This window comes from Pseudoalteromonas sp. OANN1 (genome assembly GCF_024124685.1).
In the GTDB taxonomy this organism is placed as follows: Bacteria; Pseudomonadota; Gammaproteobacteria; order Enterobacterales; family Alteromonadaceae; genus Pseudoalteromonas; species Pseudoalteromonas piscicida.
Genome location: NZ_JAMXSE010000041.1, coordinates 1 through 16,374 on the forward strand (window position 1 = coordinate 1; position 16,374 = coordinate 16,374).

Below are 16,374 nucleotides of genomic sequence, written 5' to 3' on the forward strand. Positions count from 1 at the left end.
CCGACGCTTGGCTTGCCTTTACCCTCACGGGCATTGGTTTAGTGCCAGTTGTGGGCTCAGCAGTCAAAGGTGTGGGCAAGGTTATCTTAAAAAATACAGGAGAATCCCTCTCTGCTGCGCTTGCCGTGCTGCGGCTTTTTACCCAAAGAAAAGTCGTTAAAGGCGACCCAGTTAAATACCTAAGAGACATCAACTGGCAAGACCTAGGAAAACAATCCGCCACGGAAGTTAAAAACATCGTCAAAGGCCTGCGCGATTCACTCGATGACATGTCTACCTGTTGGCACTACGACCTACTACTTCCAGACGCCGCCATCGAAGACATGCAAGCCACGGTAAAACGCCTAGACGACGTCACCCCCAAAATCGACCAGCATATGCAACAAGCCGCCCAAGAAATCGGACAGCGAGTTAATAAAGCACTGGATTAATATCAAGGCCAACCACCAATTCGAGGCGTCACCGATAAGCCCATCAAAGCCAAAGCCGATGAGTTGGAACCACCAAAAGGGAATGAGTTGCCGGGGGCAGCAATAAAACGTATGCCGCAACATAAAGTAGCTTGCTTTAAGAAGAACGATAAAGGCACTGTACAAGAATACGACCGACAGTTAGAAGGCCAAATGAAAGGGCTTAATAACATGACAGTAAAAGAATACCTTGATAATCGCGACGCTTTTAAAAAGATTGGACGAAAAGGAACTGGGAAAGCACAAAAGAAAGCAAGAGAAGACTTTAAGAACGAACTTATTTTAAAGTACGAGGAAAAGCTTATTAATAGCGGTGAGTATTTTGGAGATGAAGCCATCAAGCAAGCCAAGCAGCTCGCGAGTAAAGATATGAAAACCCTTCATGCGCTACATAACCCTGATATGATAGCGGGCGGATTAGATGAGGTCGTTGAATTAGGGGATGCAAGTGTGAACCAATCTATTGGCGCGCAATGGAATAATAACGGCTTTGACGACAACGGTATGAAGACTACATCGAGTCGAGTTGAAATAATGGATATTGAGGCAAAAAAGGCACTCTCTACACTTGGTCCCGATACAAAGTTAAATATGAACCTACATAGGTGCAAATAATGAATAAGTTTTTTGACAATTTTTATAACTATAAAGGTTTTGGGCCGGCTACCCACTCAATTGAAACCTCACAGGAGGTTTTGGACTTTTATCATGATAAATTACCCAAAAAATTACTCGACTACTGGCTAGAGTATGGCTTTTCCAGTTGGGGGAAAGGCATATTCTGGACCGTAAATCCAAAAGAGTATGAAGAAGCTTTAGCGTATTGGTTGCGCGGTACTGAGTTCGAAGAGAGACAATTACGAGGGGTTGATAAGTACCACGTAATCGCAATTGGAGCTTTTGGTCGAATGTTTATTTGGGGTGAAACATCGGGTCAAAGTATTAAAATCAACCCAGGTTATGCAATGATTTTACCTACCAACAAAACTGAAGACCTTAATAAGTTTGGCTCTGAACGATGTATAGAGTTATTTTTTGCTACGATGTCAAAGGACCTTGTTGATGAGAAAGACCTTGATGATAGGCTTTTATTTGAACGAGCTTTGGAGAAGTTAGGTCCTCTAGAAAATGGAGAAATCTATGGCTTTGTGCCAGCTCTTGCCCTTGGTGGCGAACCTAAGCTTGAGAATCTCCAAAAGGTAAAAGCCACGGAACATTTAGCTTTCTTAGCAGACCTTGGAGAGAAGCGTGTTATGGCCGATATCGTTGCGCTATCTAATCAATTACCCCATAACCAATAGCACTTTTTTAAGTCCGTTAAATACATAGATGTTGCAAGGCTAGGTTCAATCATCTTCCTAGCCTACACTCCTCACCAAATTTCTTTTGCTGCTTTCGTTTTAAAAATGACGCACTATGAAACAATAAACGTCGATTGGCCAATTCCCGAAGGTTTGGTTTATCCTAAGTGAGATGATGATGAGCGTACTAATCAATTTGATCGAACAGAAAAACAAAATAGAAGAATCGAAATACCAAGAAGGTTTTTTACTTCCTCCTGCAACTGAGAAACAACTTATAAAGCTGCAAGAAAACTCATTAAGATTGTTTAAGAGGAAAATATCAGACCAGTTTATAGAATTATTAAAAATTTCAAATGGTTTTTCTGTAAATGGTTTAAACGTGTATGGTGCAAACACCATCGAAAGTCCAATTTATCTACCAGGTATAATTGAAGCCAATGAATCATTTTATGAAGAGTACTCCCTGAAGCAATTTATTGCATATGCTGATGAAAACATGAGGCGTGTAGTTTTCAATTTGAACACCCGACTCTATGCTGTCATAGATAGAGTTACTTGGGAAATAATTGATGAGTATGAACCGTTTGAAGAAGCGTTACTTGCATTAATTGAGGAGAGTTGTGTGTTTGAATAATGCATACCAACTCAGGATTACATGAAAAGTTACCCGCTTTCAATCGGTGACTGCCAGTCTACGTGTTAAGCGGGTTAATTGAAAAGCTTTGTAGTGCTTTTTATCAATGCACTAGTTGGTCGAGTAAGTCCATTACTTCAACGCTGGCATGTTCCATTTGGTTAAGCTGTTTTACTGCGCCTTGAGAATCGCCTGCTTTAAACTTTTTCATTGCTTCTACACCGGCTCTATGGACTTCTTTATGCGGAGCTTCTAGGCGTTTAAACGCGTTGTGACCGCCAAACTTTTGGGCGCCATCGCCACTAAACCACTTACCTAAGCGGCACATTGTATGATCGGCAAAGTCGCTGATATTTTTATGGCTATTGCCAATAATAACGTTGTATACGTCTCCTTTCCAAACGACATGATCGAGCTTTACTGTCTGGATAAAAGTTTGGGTGGTAGAAACCAAAATGGTGTCTTTCATTGAATCACAACAACTTACTATTCCTTCGTATTCATCGTTTAGGTGTCCAATACTGTCAGATAGGGTGATATTAGACGCTTGAATTTCTTCCACAGCGCTCACGGTTGTATGAGTCGTATCGATGATCTTTTTGACCAGATCGGAGACTTCATTGGCGGACTCATTGGTGTTGGTTGCCAGTGCACGTACCTCATCGGCGACAACCGAAAAGCCACGGCCAGCTTCACCCGCTCGGGCGGCTTCAATAGCAGCATTAAGCGCTAGCAGATTCGTTTGATCTGAAATTTTTGAAATCGTCGTAACAAAGGTATTAATGCTATCGGCCATTTGTGATAGGCCGGAAATATTGGTGGTCATTCTGTCCATATTGCCACCGAGCTGCTCCATTCCCGCGAGTATTTTACGCAATGCGGTTTCAGATTTAGAAAAGGCGGAGTTTACTTGCTCAATTGAATGGCTTTCTTCTTCAATACTCATAAAGCTTGCAAGAACAGTTTCGCGGATCCCTTGCACTTGGCTTAATCCGGTCAATGCACACTGCAGTAGTTGATTGTCAGTATTATCATTGAGCGCAGCTTGTGAGCTTACAACTTCTTGTTTTAATGACTCATTTTCAGCAATTAATTGCGCATTCGCATGTTTTAAACTGGCAATCTCTTGTTGCGCGGCTAATAAGGCCTGTTGGGTTTCATTGTTTGTAAATAGTTTTGCAAACACGTTATTTTCCCTTGTAACTTGATATTAACGCAAGCTTAGCAATCATTGGAAAATAGTGCTACCTCTTTAGGTTTTAAAAAAGCTATAAATTTAGAGAAGTTAGCGTAGAATTGTGGTTGGATTTTGGTGCGCTGAGCATCATTGAAATTGAATCAATAAAACTGTGTTATGGTGTTACCCTCTAGCACTAGATCTGAGTGATTTACCGCGTTTATCGCCATACATATGCTCATCGGCTTCGTGGATGATGAGATCAGCTTGTTTAGCTGGGTCAACTTTGACCATTCCAATACTGACGTTAATTTTGTAATCATGTAATCCCTTTAATAATGCCGCTCTTACTTCGTCTGCATCTGGAAGCACAGCATTAATATAGGCAATAAATTCGTCACCCCCGATACGAAAGCTGTAATCTAAGCCAAAGTAATCTTTCATATTCTGCGTAAACTTAATCAAAACCTCGTCGCCAATATGATGGCCATAGTTGTCATTCACTTGCTTAAAATTATCTAAATCGAGGTAGAGTAGCCATTGATCATCAAAGCGGTGTGTTTGCAAGCCTTCAAAACATGCGCGACGACTACCCACGCCTGTCATCGCATCATGGTCAGCTTCATAGCGCATCCGCTCCTCTAACAACCTTCTTCTCTCTACTTCTTTTTTTAGCTCTGTAATGCTGGCTCTTTTATTGGTGATCATGCAGTAAAAACCAAAGCTGATGAGTAAAAAACCGATATTTTTCAAAGAGGTGTCAAAATTAAGTAAAGGAATGGAAAAACCGTCGGTAAAATTATCAATAATATCAAGGAGTAGGCCCGCACAATACACAAGTAGGGCAAGGCGTAAGAACGGATTAGCGATTTCTCTGGTGATCAAATTGAATAAAGTGAAAGAAATGCCGAACCAGAACAACTCTTCGTAGCTCTCGTATTCGTAGTGACCAATATAGTACATGTAGCCACCAAAAAAGATGATAGCTATCCATATAACTAAGGGAGGTAACGCGCTTTTGATCAAAATACTTTGGCTTCTGGTGCTTCAGTTATCTTTAGTTATAGTTAATTGAGCTTAAGAAGCAAGCCGCTTATGCGTTTAACTCAAGTGCTTGAGCAATCATAAATAGATGACTAACAAAAACGAGAGAAGTCAGTACTGTTCGCATTTTTTGATAGTCTTTATGATAGTCACTCCAGCGAGACGAACTGCGCTCTATAAAATATACAAGCCAATATGCGATAGCTAGATAGAGAAGCAACCATTGTGGTGCTGCAATACTAAGTAAGGGGTATGGGATCACGACAATCACGGCCAGTATCGCTTGTTTGTTGGTTTGCTCACCTGCACGCCATAAACTTCCGGCCATAAAAGCTAGAATCCCCAGACTGTAAAACTGAAAAGCATGAAGCACGTCACTTGATACACCTGTCATTAGCGTCCACGCGATACAAGCCAAAAAGGGAACGAAGCCAAAGTAACCAAGTTGAATATGATTGAAGTACGGGTGCATAGTCACGCTCTGCTGTAGTTAATTGCTGGGATCATACCGTAATTATCTTATTTTTATACTCTTATGCTGAATTAGTTGATCATTTAAAAGTGAATTATCGGTTTTTCCGATTACAGTGATTCAAACAATCCATTTTATTTAATCATCACTTCCCTTTATCTTTGTACTCAAGCCAAGGCGAACAGTAATCGCCAACATTATTTTAAACTAAACAACAGTGAGGAAAGCGATGAGCACTTCATTAATCAATACTAAAATTCAACCATTCAACGCAACTGCATACCATGGTGGCGACTTCGTAGAAGTTTCTGAGCAAGACCTACTAGGTAAATGGTCAATCGTATTCTTTTACCCAGCGGATTTCACTTTTGTATGTCCAACAGAGCTTGGCGATTTAGCTGACTACTACGCACAGCTACAAGAAATGGGTGTAGAAGTTTACTCTGTATCGACAGACACGCACTTCACGCACAAAGCATGGCACGATGCGTCAGACACCATTAAGAAAATTCAATTCCCAATGATTGGTGACCCAACTGGCCGTATTACTCGTAACTTCGGTGTGATGATCGAGGAAGAAGGTCTGGCACTTCGCGGTACTTTTGTTATCAACCCAGAGGGCGAAATCAAAGTTATCGAAACGCATGACCTAGGTATTGGTCGCAGTGCTAAAGAGCTAGTACGTAAAGTACAAGCTGCTCAATACATCGCATCTCACGATGGTGAAGTCTGCCCGGCATCTTGGCAGCCAGGTGAAGAAACACTAGCGCCTTCACTAGACCTAGTTGGCAAAATCTAATTTGTCAGGGGAGTGCTGCATGCACTCCCATCTCAACCGTCAAGATGAATCAAATTCATCGTTTTTGCGAATTTTTACTGTAGTTTCTGCAGAGGGTTACCTTATATGTTAGACAACCAAATTAAAACTCAACTACAAAGCCACTTTAGCTCTCTACAACGTCCGATTGAACTCGTCATTACTGTTGATGACAGTAAAAAATCGCAAGAGCTAAAAGGGTTAGCACAAGACTTAGCGTCCTTGAGCGATAAAATTACTTTATCTGAATCAAGTGAAGGTGAACGTATCCCACAAATGGTGGTGCGTGGCGTTGAAACAAAGAGCGAAATTACGTTTGCCGGTGTGCCTATGGGACATGAGTTTACCAGCTTGGTACTTGCATTATTGCATTCAGGTGGCCATGCCACTAAAGCATCGGCAGACGATTTGGAACTGATCGGGAATATAGATAACGCATTGAACTTTGAGGTTTACATTTCACTGAGTTGCCAAACTTGTCCGCAAGTCGTACAGGCCTTGAATCTCATGGCGGCTGTTAACCCAAATATTACCACCACTATGATTGATGGCGCTTTGTTCCAAGAAGAAGTGGGATCACGCAACATCATGGCCGTGCCAACCGTGTACTTAAATGGTGAACAATTTAGCCAAGGCGCAGTGAGCCTGAGCGATATACTACTCAAATTGGATAGTAAAGCTGGTGAAAAACAAGCGGCTCTACTTAACGAGAAAGACGTGTTTGACGTGCTCGTTGTAGGTGGCGGCCCAGCTGGTGCATCAGCTGCTATCTATGCTGCTCGTAAAGGGCTAAATACAGGAGTAGTTGCGGAGCGCTTTGGCGGTCAAGTTGCCGATACTTTGGGTATTGAGAACTTTATTTCAGTGCAAAAAACCGAAGGTCCTAAGCTGGTTGCACAGTTAGAAGAACATGTTAACCAGTATGGCGTTGATGTGATGAAGAACCAGCGTGCAGCGGCTATTAACAAAGGTGAAACCATTGATATCACGCTTGAAAGTGGTGCGGTATTAAGGGCCAAATCTCTAGTCTTGGCAACCGGTGCACGATGGAGAAGCATGAATGTACCCGGTGAAACCGAGTACAAGGGTCGAGGCGTAGCATATTGTCCACATTGCGATGGTCCGTTGTTTAAGGGGAAACCTGTCGCGGTTATTGGTGGCGGTAACTCGGGTATTGAAGCGGCTATCGACTTAGCAAATATCGTTGAACACGTCACGTTATTAGAATTTGCCGATACGCTCAGAGCTGACGAAGTTCTGATCAAAAAGGCGAAAAGTCTTGATAACGTTACCATTATTAAAAACGCACAAACCACCGAAGTAGTTGGTGACGGCAATAAAGTAACGGGTTTGAACTACACAGATAGAGTGAGCGGTGGCTCTCATTCATTGGCATTGGCCGGTATTTTTGTACAAATTGGGCTTGTACCAAATACAGAATGGTTAAAGTCGAGTGAAGTTGCACTTAGCCGCTTTGGCGAAATCGAAATTGACAGCAAAGGGGCGACAAGTCTAGCGGGCGTTTACGCCGCAGGCGATGCAACCACCACACCGTTTAAGCAAATCATAATTGCGATGGGTGGCGGAGCGACAGCAAGCTTAGGCGCTTTTGATTATCTAATTCGGTTAGGACAAGACGACGAGCAAGCTGCTTAACTTCTCGCATTACTGGAAAGAATCATTGCAATAATACACCCATGCAATGCTCCCAAGCCACACTTCAACAGTGTGGCTTTTTTTGCTTAGATTTCGAAGATTCATCGCTGCGTGAAGCAGCTCCTACTCTAACGTGTAGAATGCCCTGTGGGAGGAGGCTTATCCGCCGAGCAGTTACTAGCTTAGCTAATAGGATTTTGGCTGAATAAGAAACACAAGATCGCTGCGTAAAGCGGCTCCTACTCTAACGTGTAGAATGCGCTGTGGGAGACGATTTACCCGGCGAGAGGTTACTAGCCTAGCTGAGTGGATTATCTTCCGGTGAAGAAACACAAGATCGTTGCGTAAAACAGTTCCTTCAGTCCTACTCGCTACCAACGCGTTGTAATGACGCTGCCGATATAAACTGCTCAAAATGCTCACACCAAATAATAACACTCTGAAACTGGGCCAGATCAACTTGGCGATACTTGGGCTGAACGAACTGCGAAAATTGGTTTATGTTAGCAATTTCCACCATGGTGTGTTTTTGTGCTTTAAAGTCGGCTTCTGTCTCAATAAATGTATTGGCGAGGTAAAGCCGATAGTCTGGTCCTGGGGCTATCTCACCCACAAATGCAATGTGGTTATCCGTAAAATAAATCTCACCGGTAGCGTAGTGTAATACGTCTGAATCTTTAAGCTCCTTCTTAAATTGGCCTTTGTATGTTGCGGCGTTACTGATCGCCAGTATCTCTGTGTGACTAGCCGCCGGAGGTTGCGTCATTATAGGCAAAGTGTACACACCCATAATAAACCCTGTGATAAACACCACAATGAGCAACAGTAACGTAAATAGCGTTCGCAAAATCATTTCCAAGTAAGCAGTAAAGTCAAAGTATAGCCAAATTATAAGGCTCTAGTAGTAAAATAGACTGAGTAAAAAGGGTTGTTTTTAATTTTTTTGATAAGAATAAAGTGTTTTTATTAAATGTAATTTAGTACCCAATGTAGATAAAACTTTACACAGAGTAGCGTCTTCTAATTGTAAATTATTAGAGAATAAAGTATTTCAATTGTTTTGGTTATTGTAATAGTCAAATTAAACAGGTGTTTAGGCCTGAATTATGGCGTAAAGGTATTTTTTAAATCAATCATAAAGTACTGAATGTAATTAATAATCTCATCTATTGTTATTGACTTTTGCTTGAGTAAAATGCCTCGAATTCGAGTTGATGCTCACAATAAAATTAACTTGGATACTTTTTTTTTACAAAAATGAAGGCGAGCATGCCATGGACGTGCAATAGCTTATTAGTTGTTAAAAAATGACAGCGTTGTTTTTTACTGCCGAAGTACAGTGGCGTGACCAAGATAAGTTGTGTTTATCAACGAGTAAAATCTTAGTGCGCTGGGCAAGACTGAATTTCGTGTGACAAGCAACAATAGATTCTCGCCCGTTCTAATCTTAATCGAAGTGGCGGCGGTCACTTCTCTAATACGAGTAGAAGAAAATGAAAAACTCTATGTTAACAGTCAGTATTACCATGGCACTTGGCATGGCAGCATCGAACGCATTTGCACATGGTTATATGGATAGTCCAAAGGCAAGGCAAGCGATTTGTGAGGAGCAGGGCGGATTTTGGTGGCCAAAAGATGGAAGCAATATCCCAAACGCGGCATGTCGAGCAGCTTACCTGGCATCTGAGCATGTGCAGTTTATTCAAAAGCATGAGTTTGCAGCGAATGTTCCTGATTATTTTAATCTGCAAGCGGTACAAGCTGCTGTTCCTAATGGACAACTTTGTGCGGGTGGCGACAGAAACAAAGCGGGTATGAATATCGCATCGAGTGAGTGGCAAAGAACTGCGATAACGCCAGATGCTCAAAACCAAATTAAAGTGAGATTTCGTGCAACAACGCCGCACAACCCTAGCTTTTGGCAGTTTTATCTCACCAAACCGGAGGCGGATATTCAGTCAAAGCCCCTAGCGTGGCAAGATTTAGAGCTAGTGCAAGAGTATGGCAATGTAGACTTCTTCGTCGCACCAGACGGTAAACGCTATTATGAAATGCAGGTTGCGGTGCCGAGTAAATTTAGCGGAGATGCTATCTTATATACGCGTTGGCAGCGTGATGATGTTGTAGGTGAAGGTTTTTACAATTGTAGCGACGTCACGATAGTACGAGATACTACACCGACTGAGCCAGGAAGTTGGACGTCTGCTGGCTTTTTTATCAAACAGGGTCAACTGGCCAATGTAGGCGATACGGTATGGCTACGTGTTTTTGATGGTGATGGCCAAGAGTTGGTACAAGAAAAACTGTCGATAACACAAAGTAATATCAATCATTGGGCTGTGCAATTTGCCAGCACACTTAACAATAATTATGCGAATACGCTGCAAATTGGCGTACAACAAAGTGACGGCAATATTGTATTTGATGCTGCGCAACTCGCTGCTAATCAGCTATTTGTCAGTGATACCCAGTACACTTTTAACCTTTCAATTTTAGCTAAGCCTCAAAACCGTGCCCCTGTGGTTCATACCCCCGCCAATATCACGCTAAAAGAAGGCTCAAGCACATCACTTCATGTTCATGCGTTTGATGATGACAAAGATCCACTCACCTTTGCATGGCAGATCCCTGCACCATTGAGCTACAGCGGTAGCGGTGCAACTATCACGTTGGCAGCGCCTGAGGTTCAGCAAAATACCGACTATCAGGGGCAAGTAAGCGTTTCTGATGGCACGTTTGAGAAAACCGTTAGTTTTACCATCACGGTGACTAACCAAACCGCACCACCAAATGGTGATACATGGCGTGCCGATCAAGTTTATACCGCTGGTGATACCGCAGTGTATCAGGGCAAAAGCTATCGTGCTAAATGGTGGGTAAAAGGTCAAAAGCCCGATCAAAGTGATGCGTGGGAGCTGGTCGACAAGTCCGATGCAAGTAACACATGGAATGCTAATAAGGCATATACCGGCGGCGACAGGGTGAGTTATCAAGGCGTTGAATATCAAGCGCGCTGGTGGACCAAAGGTCAACAACCAGACAAGCACTCAGTATGGCGCAAGCAGTAGTCTAAAACCCCGCTGAAAAATCACTGGTAGATACCACTGCCAGTGACCTTAATCTCAAATGTAAGTGTAGCAGTGTTGGCTTTTCGACAGACGTTAAATTTATAAAAATGCAATATATAAAATTTTTTAGTAGTTTTATTTTAGTTTGGTTGTAAAAAATATTCTCTCATTATTTAACTGGATTTTTAAACTTACTAAAAAAGTGTTGTTGTGGTTTTGTGGATTTTGCATTTATTGTGGTGTTTTCACTTTTGCAATTTATAGATTGGTGCAAATTTATAGGTGTTTAATTTATATTATTGTAGTTGGGTTGAATTTCTTGTTTTCAATGTTATTATTCTGTTGGTTTTTTAATTAAAAGGAAATTTCATGAAAGTTTTATCTATTGGTGCATTATTATTCGCTATAAGTACAACAGCTTTTGCTGGCAACCCAACGAGTGTAGGTGATGTTGTTGCTCGAGATCTATCAATTTCAGGCCTAGGTTGGGCTGGGCACGTTGGGATCTGGGACGGTTCAAAAGTACTTGAAGTATTGAATGATAACACTGTTATTCACAAAAACACGCTGAGTAGCTTTAAAGGTGCTTCCTCATACTGGGGCGCGAAGTACGGTCGAGGTACTAGGCATGGAGAAATCGTTGAAGCTGGGTGGGCACAACGTAGCTTTGATCCAGAATATACAATCACAGCACAATATACAGAAGGTAAATGGGTATATAAAGATGGTAGTTTTGTAAAAGTGAAGGCAAAGTTCCGTTGTGATACTTTTGTGAACTACTCATACAAAAAGGTTACTGGCGAGAATTTAGTTACCGTTTTCACTCCGAGAAATCTTTATAATAGCTTCCCAAGCACTAGATAATTTGAGGTGGATATGAAACTAATTGCAAAATATGTAGCATTACTTTTATTAGCTGTTTTTTTTGTTGTCATTTATTTTGTATCCACAGCAGAAAAGGAAGTAAAAAAAACTGCAGAAAATAATGAGACAGTTCCTTTTGTTAGTCAGTCAGAGCTCATAGCTACACTTCCCGATTTTTATGATATGGATGTTAAATTAACAGATAAAGAAAATAATAAAATGTTAGAGTTAGCAGATACGCTTACTTTAACATTAAAGAATAGTTTTGGTACAAAGGCCATGCTTGATTTTGAAGCTGAGCTAATAGAGCTATTAAAAGATCCGAATATATCAAGAAAAGATAAAATAAGTATATTGTGGAATATGGTACAGCAGTTAGGCGTGGAATCAGAGCAAGGCTTGTATGTGCTTGAATATATGAGTACGTTGGCTCCTATTGAGCTGTCCAATGAGTTAATTTCGCTATTCGAAAGTGCATCAGAGCGGGCAAAATTTGGCTTACTAAATGTACTTGAGACTATCTTACTGGTTAATGGAGAAGAGACGAAAGTTTCTGCCACGCATTTAGCAGAAGTAAAGCAGCAATTACTCGATGTAATTAGTGGTCAGCTAGCCAATGTGGAAGATCCTGCATTAGGCTTTTCAATTCTTGAGGCTGTTGTTGGTCATCTTCCTTTTGAGAAAGCCAAACTACTGATAGATGACCAGTTTGTGATATCAGAAAATAAATCTAATAACGTATCAAATGATGCTATCAGAGCAACAAAAGCTGGAATTTATAATCGCCTCGCATTAGCTAACCCTCAATCAAGGACTGAATTTTTGCCGCAATATATTCAAACTCTTAATAATGAGCCGTCACAAAAGGTAGAGCGAGAGTCGCTAAGGCAAGATCTCTTTAATATTATCAGAATAGATGAGTTTATGAATGAGGCTCCGCATGAGTTTAAGCAAACGGTGAATGCATTTTTGGCACGAGATCTTCCCGTGATGGACATCGACAGTGCTGAATTTGATTACGATGCTGTAAAGCTGTATTCAGATTTGTCAATTGCGATGGCAAAATTGAGTGCATCGGCTCAACGCTCTAGTGAGAGCATATATACACAACAGATTAATGCAGCTAAAAGCCCACTTGAGCAAGCGATTTTGATAAGTCGTTCACCGTATCAGCTAAATGAATTATTAACTGATGAATTTACCCGAGCAAGAATTAGCAATGACTTGCGAGCAGAGGCCAAACGAATAGGTGCAGATTCTGCCTATTCTGATTTGCTAAACGATGCCGCATCTCGGTTGTAGGTAAATACGTTGTAGCCACCTTTGGTTGGCTACAACACTTACTACGTAATCACAAATTACATTAACTGTTGTGGTTTGATTTCAACATTAGCAAATCGTTGTACCACAGTCCCATTGACATGTGAAACCGTAGTCAACAGTCATTTGTGTACCACATAATCCTGTTTCGCATGGAAAAAATGTCGGATTTTTACCTGCACCTTGGATCTTTGGCGTCATGTCTAGGTTGATATGTTTGTTACTTAGAGAAAGATTTTTGACCTGTTGCTTTTTTAGCTTAAGTTTCATTGCTAATTCCTTTAGTTTTATAATTATAAATAAGAAGTTAAAAATCAATGTAATTATGATTAACTAACTTCAACGCTATAATTTACCCAAAAAGATATCTAAGTCAATAGAATGCTTTCTCGTGTCAGGACATTAGTGACGTCGATGTAAAGCTATTCAGTAATGTCGCCGTTTGGTTTACATTAACTGTCTTGGTTTGATTTCAATATTTGCGCTATCAGAACTTACCCATACTTCGCCATCTTGAATGGTAATAGTGAGCTTGATACTTCGTTCTGCTAACTGAGCTAAAGCCTGAGTCGCGCTATAATCCAAGCCGAAAATACTTAGATTTTTAAAGTCGTATAATTTAGGCTGGTGTTTTTGCCACCAAATTGCCTGATTATTTTCGCCATAAGTATAGAGGATCACTTGTTTTGATTTATTACACGCTTTTTTAAGGCGTTTTTCATCAGGCAGTCCTAGTTCAACCCAAAGTTCAATCTCTTCGCTGTAATTCTTAACCCATAGTTCAGGTTCATCGTCAGCGCATAAGCCTTTGGTAAACTCCAGTCCTTCACAGGCATTTAGTGCATAGGCAAGTAAACGGATCATTAACCGTTGTTCGTTTTCAGAGGGGTGCTGAGCTAGTGTTAAATTAAAGTCTTGGTAAACATGTCTGTCCATATCACTGAGTGATAGTTGGGCTTTAATGATGGTGGATTTGAGCGCCATAAATTTTCTTAAATAATTTTTGCGCTAGTATAGCGGATTTTAAGCCTAGGAATGAGATAAAAATTTACAGAATGCTATTGTAAAAGAAATGTGGTGTAGAAAGAATAAACCAGAAACAAAACACAGCCTCGCAATGAGACTGTGTTTATTTGAGTAACTTAATGCTTAGCGTTAATATTAATTACAGCTAGTCGAAATATGCCAAATATTGGGTAACGACTCTTGTAGTTTGCTTACTTGAGCACAGTCGATATTTGGGTTTCCATATAAACTTAAATATTCCAGATTGGTCAAATCGAATAGCGGTGACAGATCTGAAATGTTGCTATAGTTCAACTCTAAACGGGTAAGTTCGGCGTAATTTTTAATTGCACCATAGTTTTTCAGCTTGGTTCTATCCAAGTCCAAATAAATTAAGGTAGTAGGCAAGCCAAAAAGCGCGAAGTCATATACGGTTTGGCTATTTGTATTTAACTCAAAGGAGGTCAATGATTGAGGAAGTGTAGCTTTAGCCGTTAGTTCACCTGTGAGTCTATAGATGTCTAGATTCTGTAAGGTGTGGAGCTGAGCTAAGCTAGGATCTCGTAACAACGAACTGTTAACTGAGCCATCCAGTGTTAAAGTCTTAATTGCTTCAAACTGTGTAATTCCATTTAATGATTCAATTGCTGAGGCATCGCAAGAGAGTGAGGTATTACGCACAGCATCTTGGTATCTTCGATTTTCAATACATTCCTTAAATGCTTCATCGGTAATTAAGCTCAAATCGACCGGCTTCTTAATACAGTTAGAGTTAGAAAGATTTGTTGTTACACCATCGAGAGATTTTAATAGCTCCTGATCATCACAATAAATGGCACTACTTTGTATTTCAAGTCTTTCCAGATTGTTTAAACTGGCAAGCATGTCTGCTCTAAAAAACGTAGAAAAGTTGCTTAATGTTAATGACTTCAATTTGTTTAATGATGCGATGTCAGAGATGTCAGCCGCTAGAGAGTAGTTAATAAACAGAGTTTCTAAGTTTTCAAATTGAGATATCTGAGTGATATCTTCTAGCTCTTTAAAGCCGCTGAGCTTGATCGATTTCAGGCTCGAGTTTGAACCTAGAGAATCGAGAGTTGTGATTTTCTCTTCATTATCATAATAGTGACCTTTTGATAACTCAACTGATTCGAGCGCGGGGAAGTTAGTCAAGTTCACCATGTTTGAATAGCTGCTGCCCTTCACGTTTAGTGTTTTTAAGCTTGGAAATGTTGTTTCACTTGAAGCTTCAAATAAACTAACTTCTAGGTTAAGTGTTTCTAATGCTTGCATTTTACTTAACGTATCTAGTGCAAAGTTTGAGTAATCGCTGTCGACGGTGAGGTCGCGCATATTTTTAAGCTCAGACAATGCGCTAAAATCCGCGTTATTATCCAATTCACGAATGTACAATTCGGTTAGGTTTGGTGTGAAACTTAGCCAACCTAAATCATTAATGTTATACAGGCTATTAAGCTTTAATGATGTTAGCTGCGGCATCGATTGCAAAAAGCTCAGAGAAGAAAGGTTTAATTCCTCCAAAGACAAAGATTGCAGCTCCGTAAAGGTTGATAGCTCACTGACATTATCAACACTTAAATTGTTTAATGACAGAGAGGTTAGCTTCGCATTACTACTGATGTCCGCAATATCAAACTCAACATTGCTATAATAAGTACTAAGACCTAGTTTTTCCAACTCACTAAATTTTTCTAAGAATGAGAAATCTTCAATCCGTGTTCTGCTGAGTACGAGTGTTGTCAGATTTGTTTTGGCTTCTATTGCTGTTGAATCAGCGGCTTCGATATTATTAAGTGTTAATGCTGTGAGGTTAGGTATGGCGCTTAAAAATGACAGCGAGTCCAGATCTTGTATGTATGTCAAAGATAAACTCTGCAAGTTACTAAAGCGTTTTAGGGTACTTTTATCATCAATGCTTAGAGAACGTAGGGTCAAACGGGTGAGCTTATCACTTGGAAGTTCACTGAGCTGCATAGTTTCATATTGACTACTATAGTTTTCTATTTCAAGCGTCTGAAGCTGCGTAAAGCCTGATAGATCTAGCATCTGGAACGCTAGGCGTTTGCCTGAACTATCTTCTTTGTTTTCAATAATAGACAAAGACTCAAGTTTGTTGAGCTTATTAATTTGTTCTAAACGTGCATCATTATTCGAGCTGTTCTGAGCTGCGGCAAATGCGTTATCGAGCTTTAACACGGTGAGCGGAGAAATTTGAGCTAACTCGTCGAGATTATTCAATTCTGCGTTTTTAATAGACACGGTTGATAAGCCGCTAATACCTGATAGCCCCTCTAACGTTGCGACTGGGTAGTCTGTACAATCAACAACTGAAATACCCACATCTTGATGTGTATCGGATAAACATTGCGCGAGCGCCGCGTCTGAAATCGTTAAGTGTAGTGGCATAGTTAATTTGGCCACCCATTAAGAAAGAAATGTTATGCTATTTGCATACAAATTTGGGTGAAAAAATGACGAAATTAAAACGCGCAACCTATTCTGCGGCAATCAAATTAGAAACA

General features: G+C 40.6%; 15 protein-coding genes and 1 pseudogene. 9 read left to right on the top strand and 7 right to left on the bottom strand.

What is annotated here, in order from left to right; translation table 11 throughout:
• The 4 genes and pseudogenes from NH462_RS22650 to NH462_RS22665 all read left to right on the top strand — a co-directional run.
• Positions 1-431, top strand: a pseudogene (locus tag NH462_RS22650) (hypothetical protein); the annotation flags it as partial.
• Positions 432-494: 63 nt separating this feature from the next.
• Complete coding sequence (locus tag NH462_RS22655) at positions 495-1,085, top strand: polymorphic toxin type 15 domain-containing protein (protein WP_253107806.1); 591 nt, start codon at positions 495-497, stop codon at positions 1,083-1,085.
• Positions 1,085-1,771, top strand: coding sequence for a GAD-like domain-containing protein (locus NH462_RS22660; RefSeq protein WP_010377850.1), 687 nt, complete (start codon positions 1,085-1,087; stop codon positions 1,769-1,771). The genes NH462_RS22655 and NH462_RS22660 overlap by 1 nt, the downstream gene beginning before the upstream one ends.
• Before the next feature lie 178 nt (positions 1,772-1,949).
• Positions 1,950-2,408 (top strand): YrhA family protein, encoded by a 459-nt coding sequence (locus NH462_RS22665; protein WP_253107807.1) that lies wholly within the window; start codon positions 1,950-1,952, stop codon positions 2,406-2,408.
• Between the two features lie 103 nt (positions 2,409-2,511).
• Here NH462_RS22665 and NH462_RS22670 read toward each other — a convergent pair whose 3' ends face one another.
• The 3 genes from NH462_RS22670 to NH462_RS22680 form a co-directional block, all read right to left on the bottom strand.
• On the bottom strand, positions 2,512-3,594 hold the full coding sequence (locus NH462_RS22670) for a methyl-accepting chemotaxis protein (protein WP_253107808.1): 1,083 nt from the start codon (positions 3,592-3,594) through the stop codon (positions 2,512-2,514).
• 174 nt (positions 3,595-3,768) lie between these two features.
• Positions 3,769-4,548, bottom strand: a complete 780-nt coding sequence (locus NH462_RS22675) for a GGDEF domain-containing protein (RefSeq protein ID WP_253107809.1) — start codon at positions 4,546-4,548, stop codon at positions 3,769-3,771.
• Between the two features lie 130 nt (positions 4,549-4,678).
• Positions 4,679-5,101, bottom strand: a complete 423-nt coding sequence (locus NH462_RS22680; RefSeq protein ID WP_017218244.1) for a DUF3429 domain-containing protein — start codon at positions 5,099-5,101, stop codon at positions 4,679-4,681.
• A 229-nt stretch (positions 5,102-5,330) separates the two neighbouring features.
• Between NH462_RS22680 and ahpC the strand changes: the two genes are divergently transcribed.
• Both ahpC and ahpF read left to right on the top strand, forming a co-directional pair.
• On the top strand, positions 5,331-5,900 hold the full coding sequence (gene ahpC, locus NH462_RS22685) for an alkyl hydroperoxide reductase subunit C (RefSeq protein WP_010377859.1): 570 nt from the start codon (positions 5,331-5,333) through the stop codon (positions 5,898-5,900).
• Positions 5,901-6,005: 105 nt separating this feature from the next.
• Complete coding sequence (ahpF, locus tag NH462_RS22690; protein ID WP_253107810.1) at positions 6,006-7,574, top strand: alkyl hydroperoxide reductase subunit F; 1,569 nt, start codon at positions 6,006-6,008, stop codon at positions 7,572-7,574.
• Between the two features lie 364 nt (positions 7,575-7,938).
• Here the strand turns inward: ahpF and NH462_RS22695 are convergent, their stop codons facing one another.
• The gene (locus NH462_RS22695; RefSeq protein ID WP_253107811.1) at positions 7,939-8,427 is read right to left on the bottom strand and encodes a DM13 domain-containing protein; all 489 of its coding nucleotides are present in this window, start codon (positions 8,425-8,427) and stop codon (positions 7,939-7,941) included.
• Between the two features lie 640 nt (positions 8,428-9,067).
• On the opposite strand from NH462_RS22695, the gene NH462_RS22700 reads away from it, so the two are divergent.
• The 3 genes from NH462_RS22700 to NH462_RS22710 all read left to right on the top strand — a co-directional run bounded on the left by NH462_RS22700 (position 9,068) and on the right by NH462_RS22710 (position 12,808).
• A complete protein-coding gene (locus NH462_RS22700; RefSeq protein WP_253107812.1) occupies positions 9,068-10,642 on the top strand; it encodes a lytic polysaccharide monooxygenase in 1,575 nt (524 codons plus the stop codon).
• Between the two features lie 369 nt (positions 10,643-11,011).
• Positions 11,012-11,506: a hypothetical protein gene (locus NH462_RS22705; RefSeq protein WP_017218239.1), complete on the top strand. Its 495-nt coding sequence runs from the start codon at positions 11,012-11,014 to the stop codon at positions 11,504-11,506.
• A gap of 12 nt (positions 11,507-11,518) precedes the next feature.
• Positions 11,519-12,808 carry a hypothetical protein gene (locus tag NH462_RS22710; RefSeq protein WP_253107813.1) on the top strand — a complete coding sequence of 430 codons (1,290 nt, stop codon included), beginning with the start codon at positions 11,519-11,521 and terminating at the stop codon, positions 12,806-12,808.
• 87 nt (positions 12,809-12,895) lie between these two features.
• On the opposite strand, the gene NH462_RS22715 is transcribed toward NH462_RS22710, so the two are convergent.
• From NH462_RS22715 to NH462_RS22725, 3 genes are all read right to left on the bottom strand, one after another.
• Complete coding sequence (locus tag NH462_RS22715; protein ID WP_010377879.1) at positions 12,896-13,096, bottom strand: hypothetical protein; 201 nt, start codon at positions 13,094-13,096, stop codon at positions 12,896-12,898.
• 177 nt (positions 13,097-13,273) lie between these two features.
• Positions 13,274-13,810: a YaeQ family protein gene (locus NH462_RS22720; RefSeq protein WP_253107814.1), complete on the bottom strand. Its 537-nt coding sequence runs from the start codon at positions 13,808-13,810 to the stop codon at positions 13,274-13,276.
• 177 nt (positions 13,811-13,987) lie between these two features.
• Entirely contained in the window at positions 13,988-16,258 is a 2,271-nt protein-coding gene (locus NH462_RS22725; RefSeq protein WP_253107815.1) for a hypothetical protein, read from the bottom strand.
• Between the last annotated feature and the right edge of the window lie 116 nt (positions 16,259-16,374).

Excerpts from the sequence above, each read along its gene's own strand:
- NH462_RS22680 (WP_017218244.1), bottom strand. The coding sequence starts at position 5,101 with ATGCACCCGTACTTCAATCATATTCAACTTGGTTACTTTGGCTTCGTT.
- NH462_RS22700 (WP_253107812.1), top strand. The coding sequence starts at position 9,068 with ATGAAAAACTCTATGTTAACAGTCAGTATTACCATGGCACTTGGCATG.
- NH462_RS22720 (WP_253107814.1), bottom strand. The coding sequence starts at position 13,810 with ATGGCGCTCAAATCCACCATCATTAAAGCCCAACTATCACTCAGTGAT.
- NH462_RS22710 (WP_253107813.1), top strand. The coding sequence starts at position 11,519 with ATGAAACTAATTGCAAAATATGTAGCATTACTTTTATTAGCTGTTTTT.
- NH462_RS22725 (WP_253107815.1), bottom strand. The coding sequence starts at position 16,258 with ATGCCACTACACTTAACGATTTCAGACGCGGCGCTCGCGCAATGTTTA.
- NH462_RS22715 (WP_010377879.1), bottom strand. The coding sequence starts at position 13,096 with ATGAAACTTAAGCTAAAAAAGCAACAGGTCAAAAATCTTTCTCTAAGT.
- NH462_RS22675 (WP_253107809.1), bottom strand. The coding sequence starts at position 4,548 with ATGTACTATATTGGTCACTACGAATACGAGAGCTACGAAGAGTTGTTC.
- ahpC (WP_010377859.1), top strand. The coding sequence starts at position 5,331 with ATGAGCACTTCATTAATCAATACTAAAATTCAACCATTCAACGCAACT.
- NH462_RS22705 (WP_017218239.1), top strand. The coding sequence starts at position 11,012 with ATGAAAGTTTTATCTATTGGTGCATTATTATTCGCTATAAGTACAACA.
- NH462_RS22695 (WP_253107811.1), bottom strand. The coding sequence starts at position 8,427 with ATGATTTTGCGAACGCTATTTACGTTACTGTTGCTCATTGTGGTGTTT.
- NH462_RS22665 (WP_253107807.1), top strand. The coding sequence starts at position 1,950 with ATGAGCGTACTAATCAATTTGATCGAACAGAAAAACAAAATAGAAGAA.
- NH462_RS22660 (WP_010377850.1), top strand. The coding sequence starts at position 1,085 with ATGAATAAGTTTTTTGACAATTTTTATAACTATAAAGGTTTTGGGCCG.
- ahpF (WP_253107810.1), top strand. The coding sequence starts at position 6,006 with ATGTTAGACAACCAAATTAAAACTCAACTACAAAGCCACTTTAGCTCT.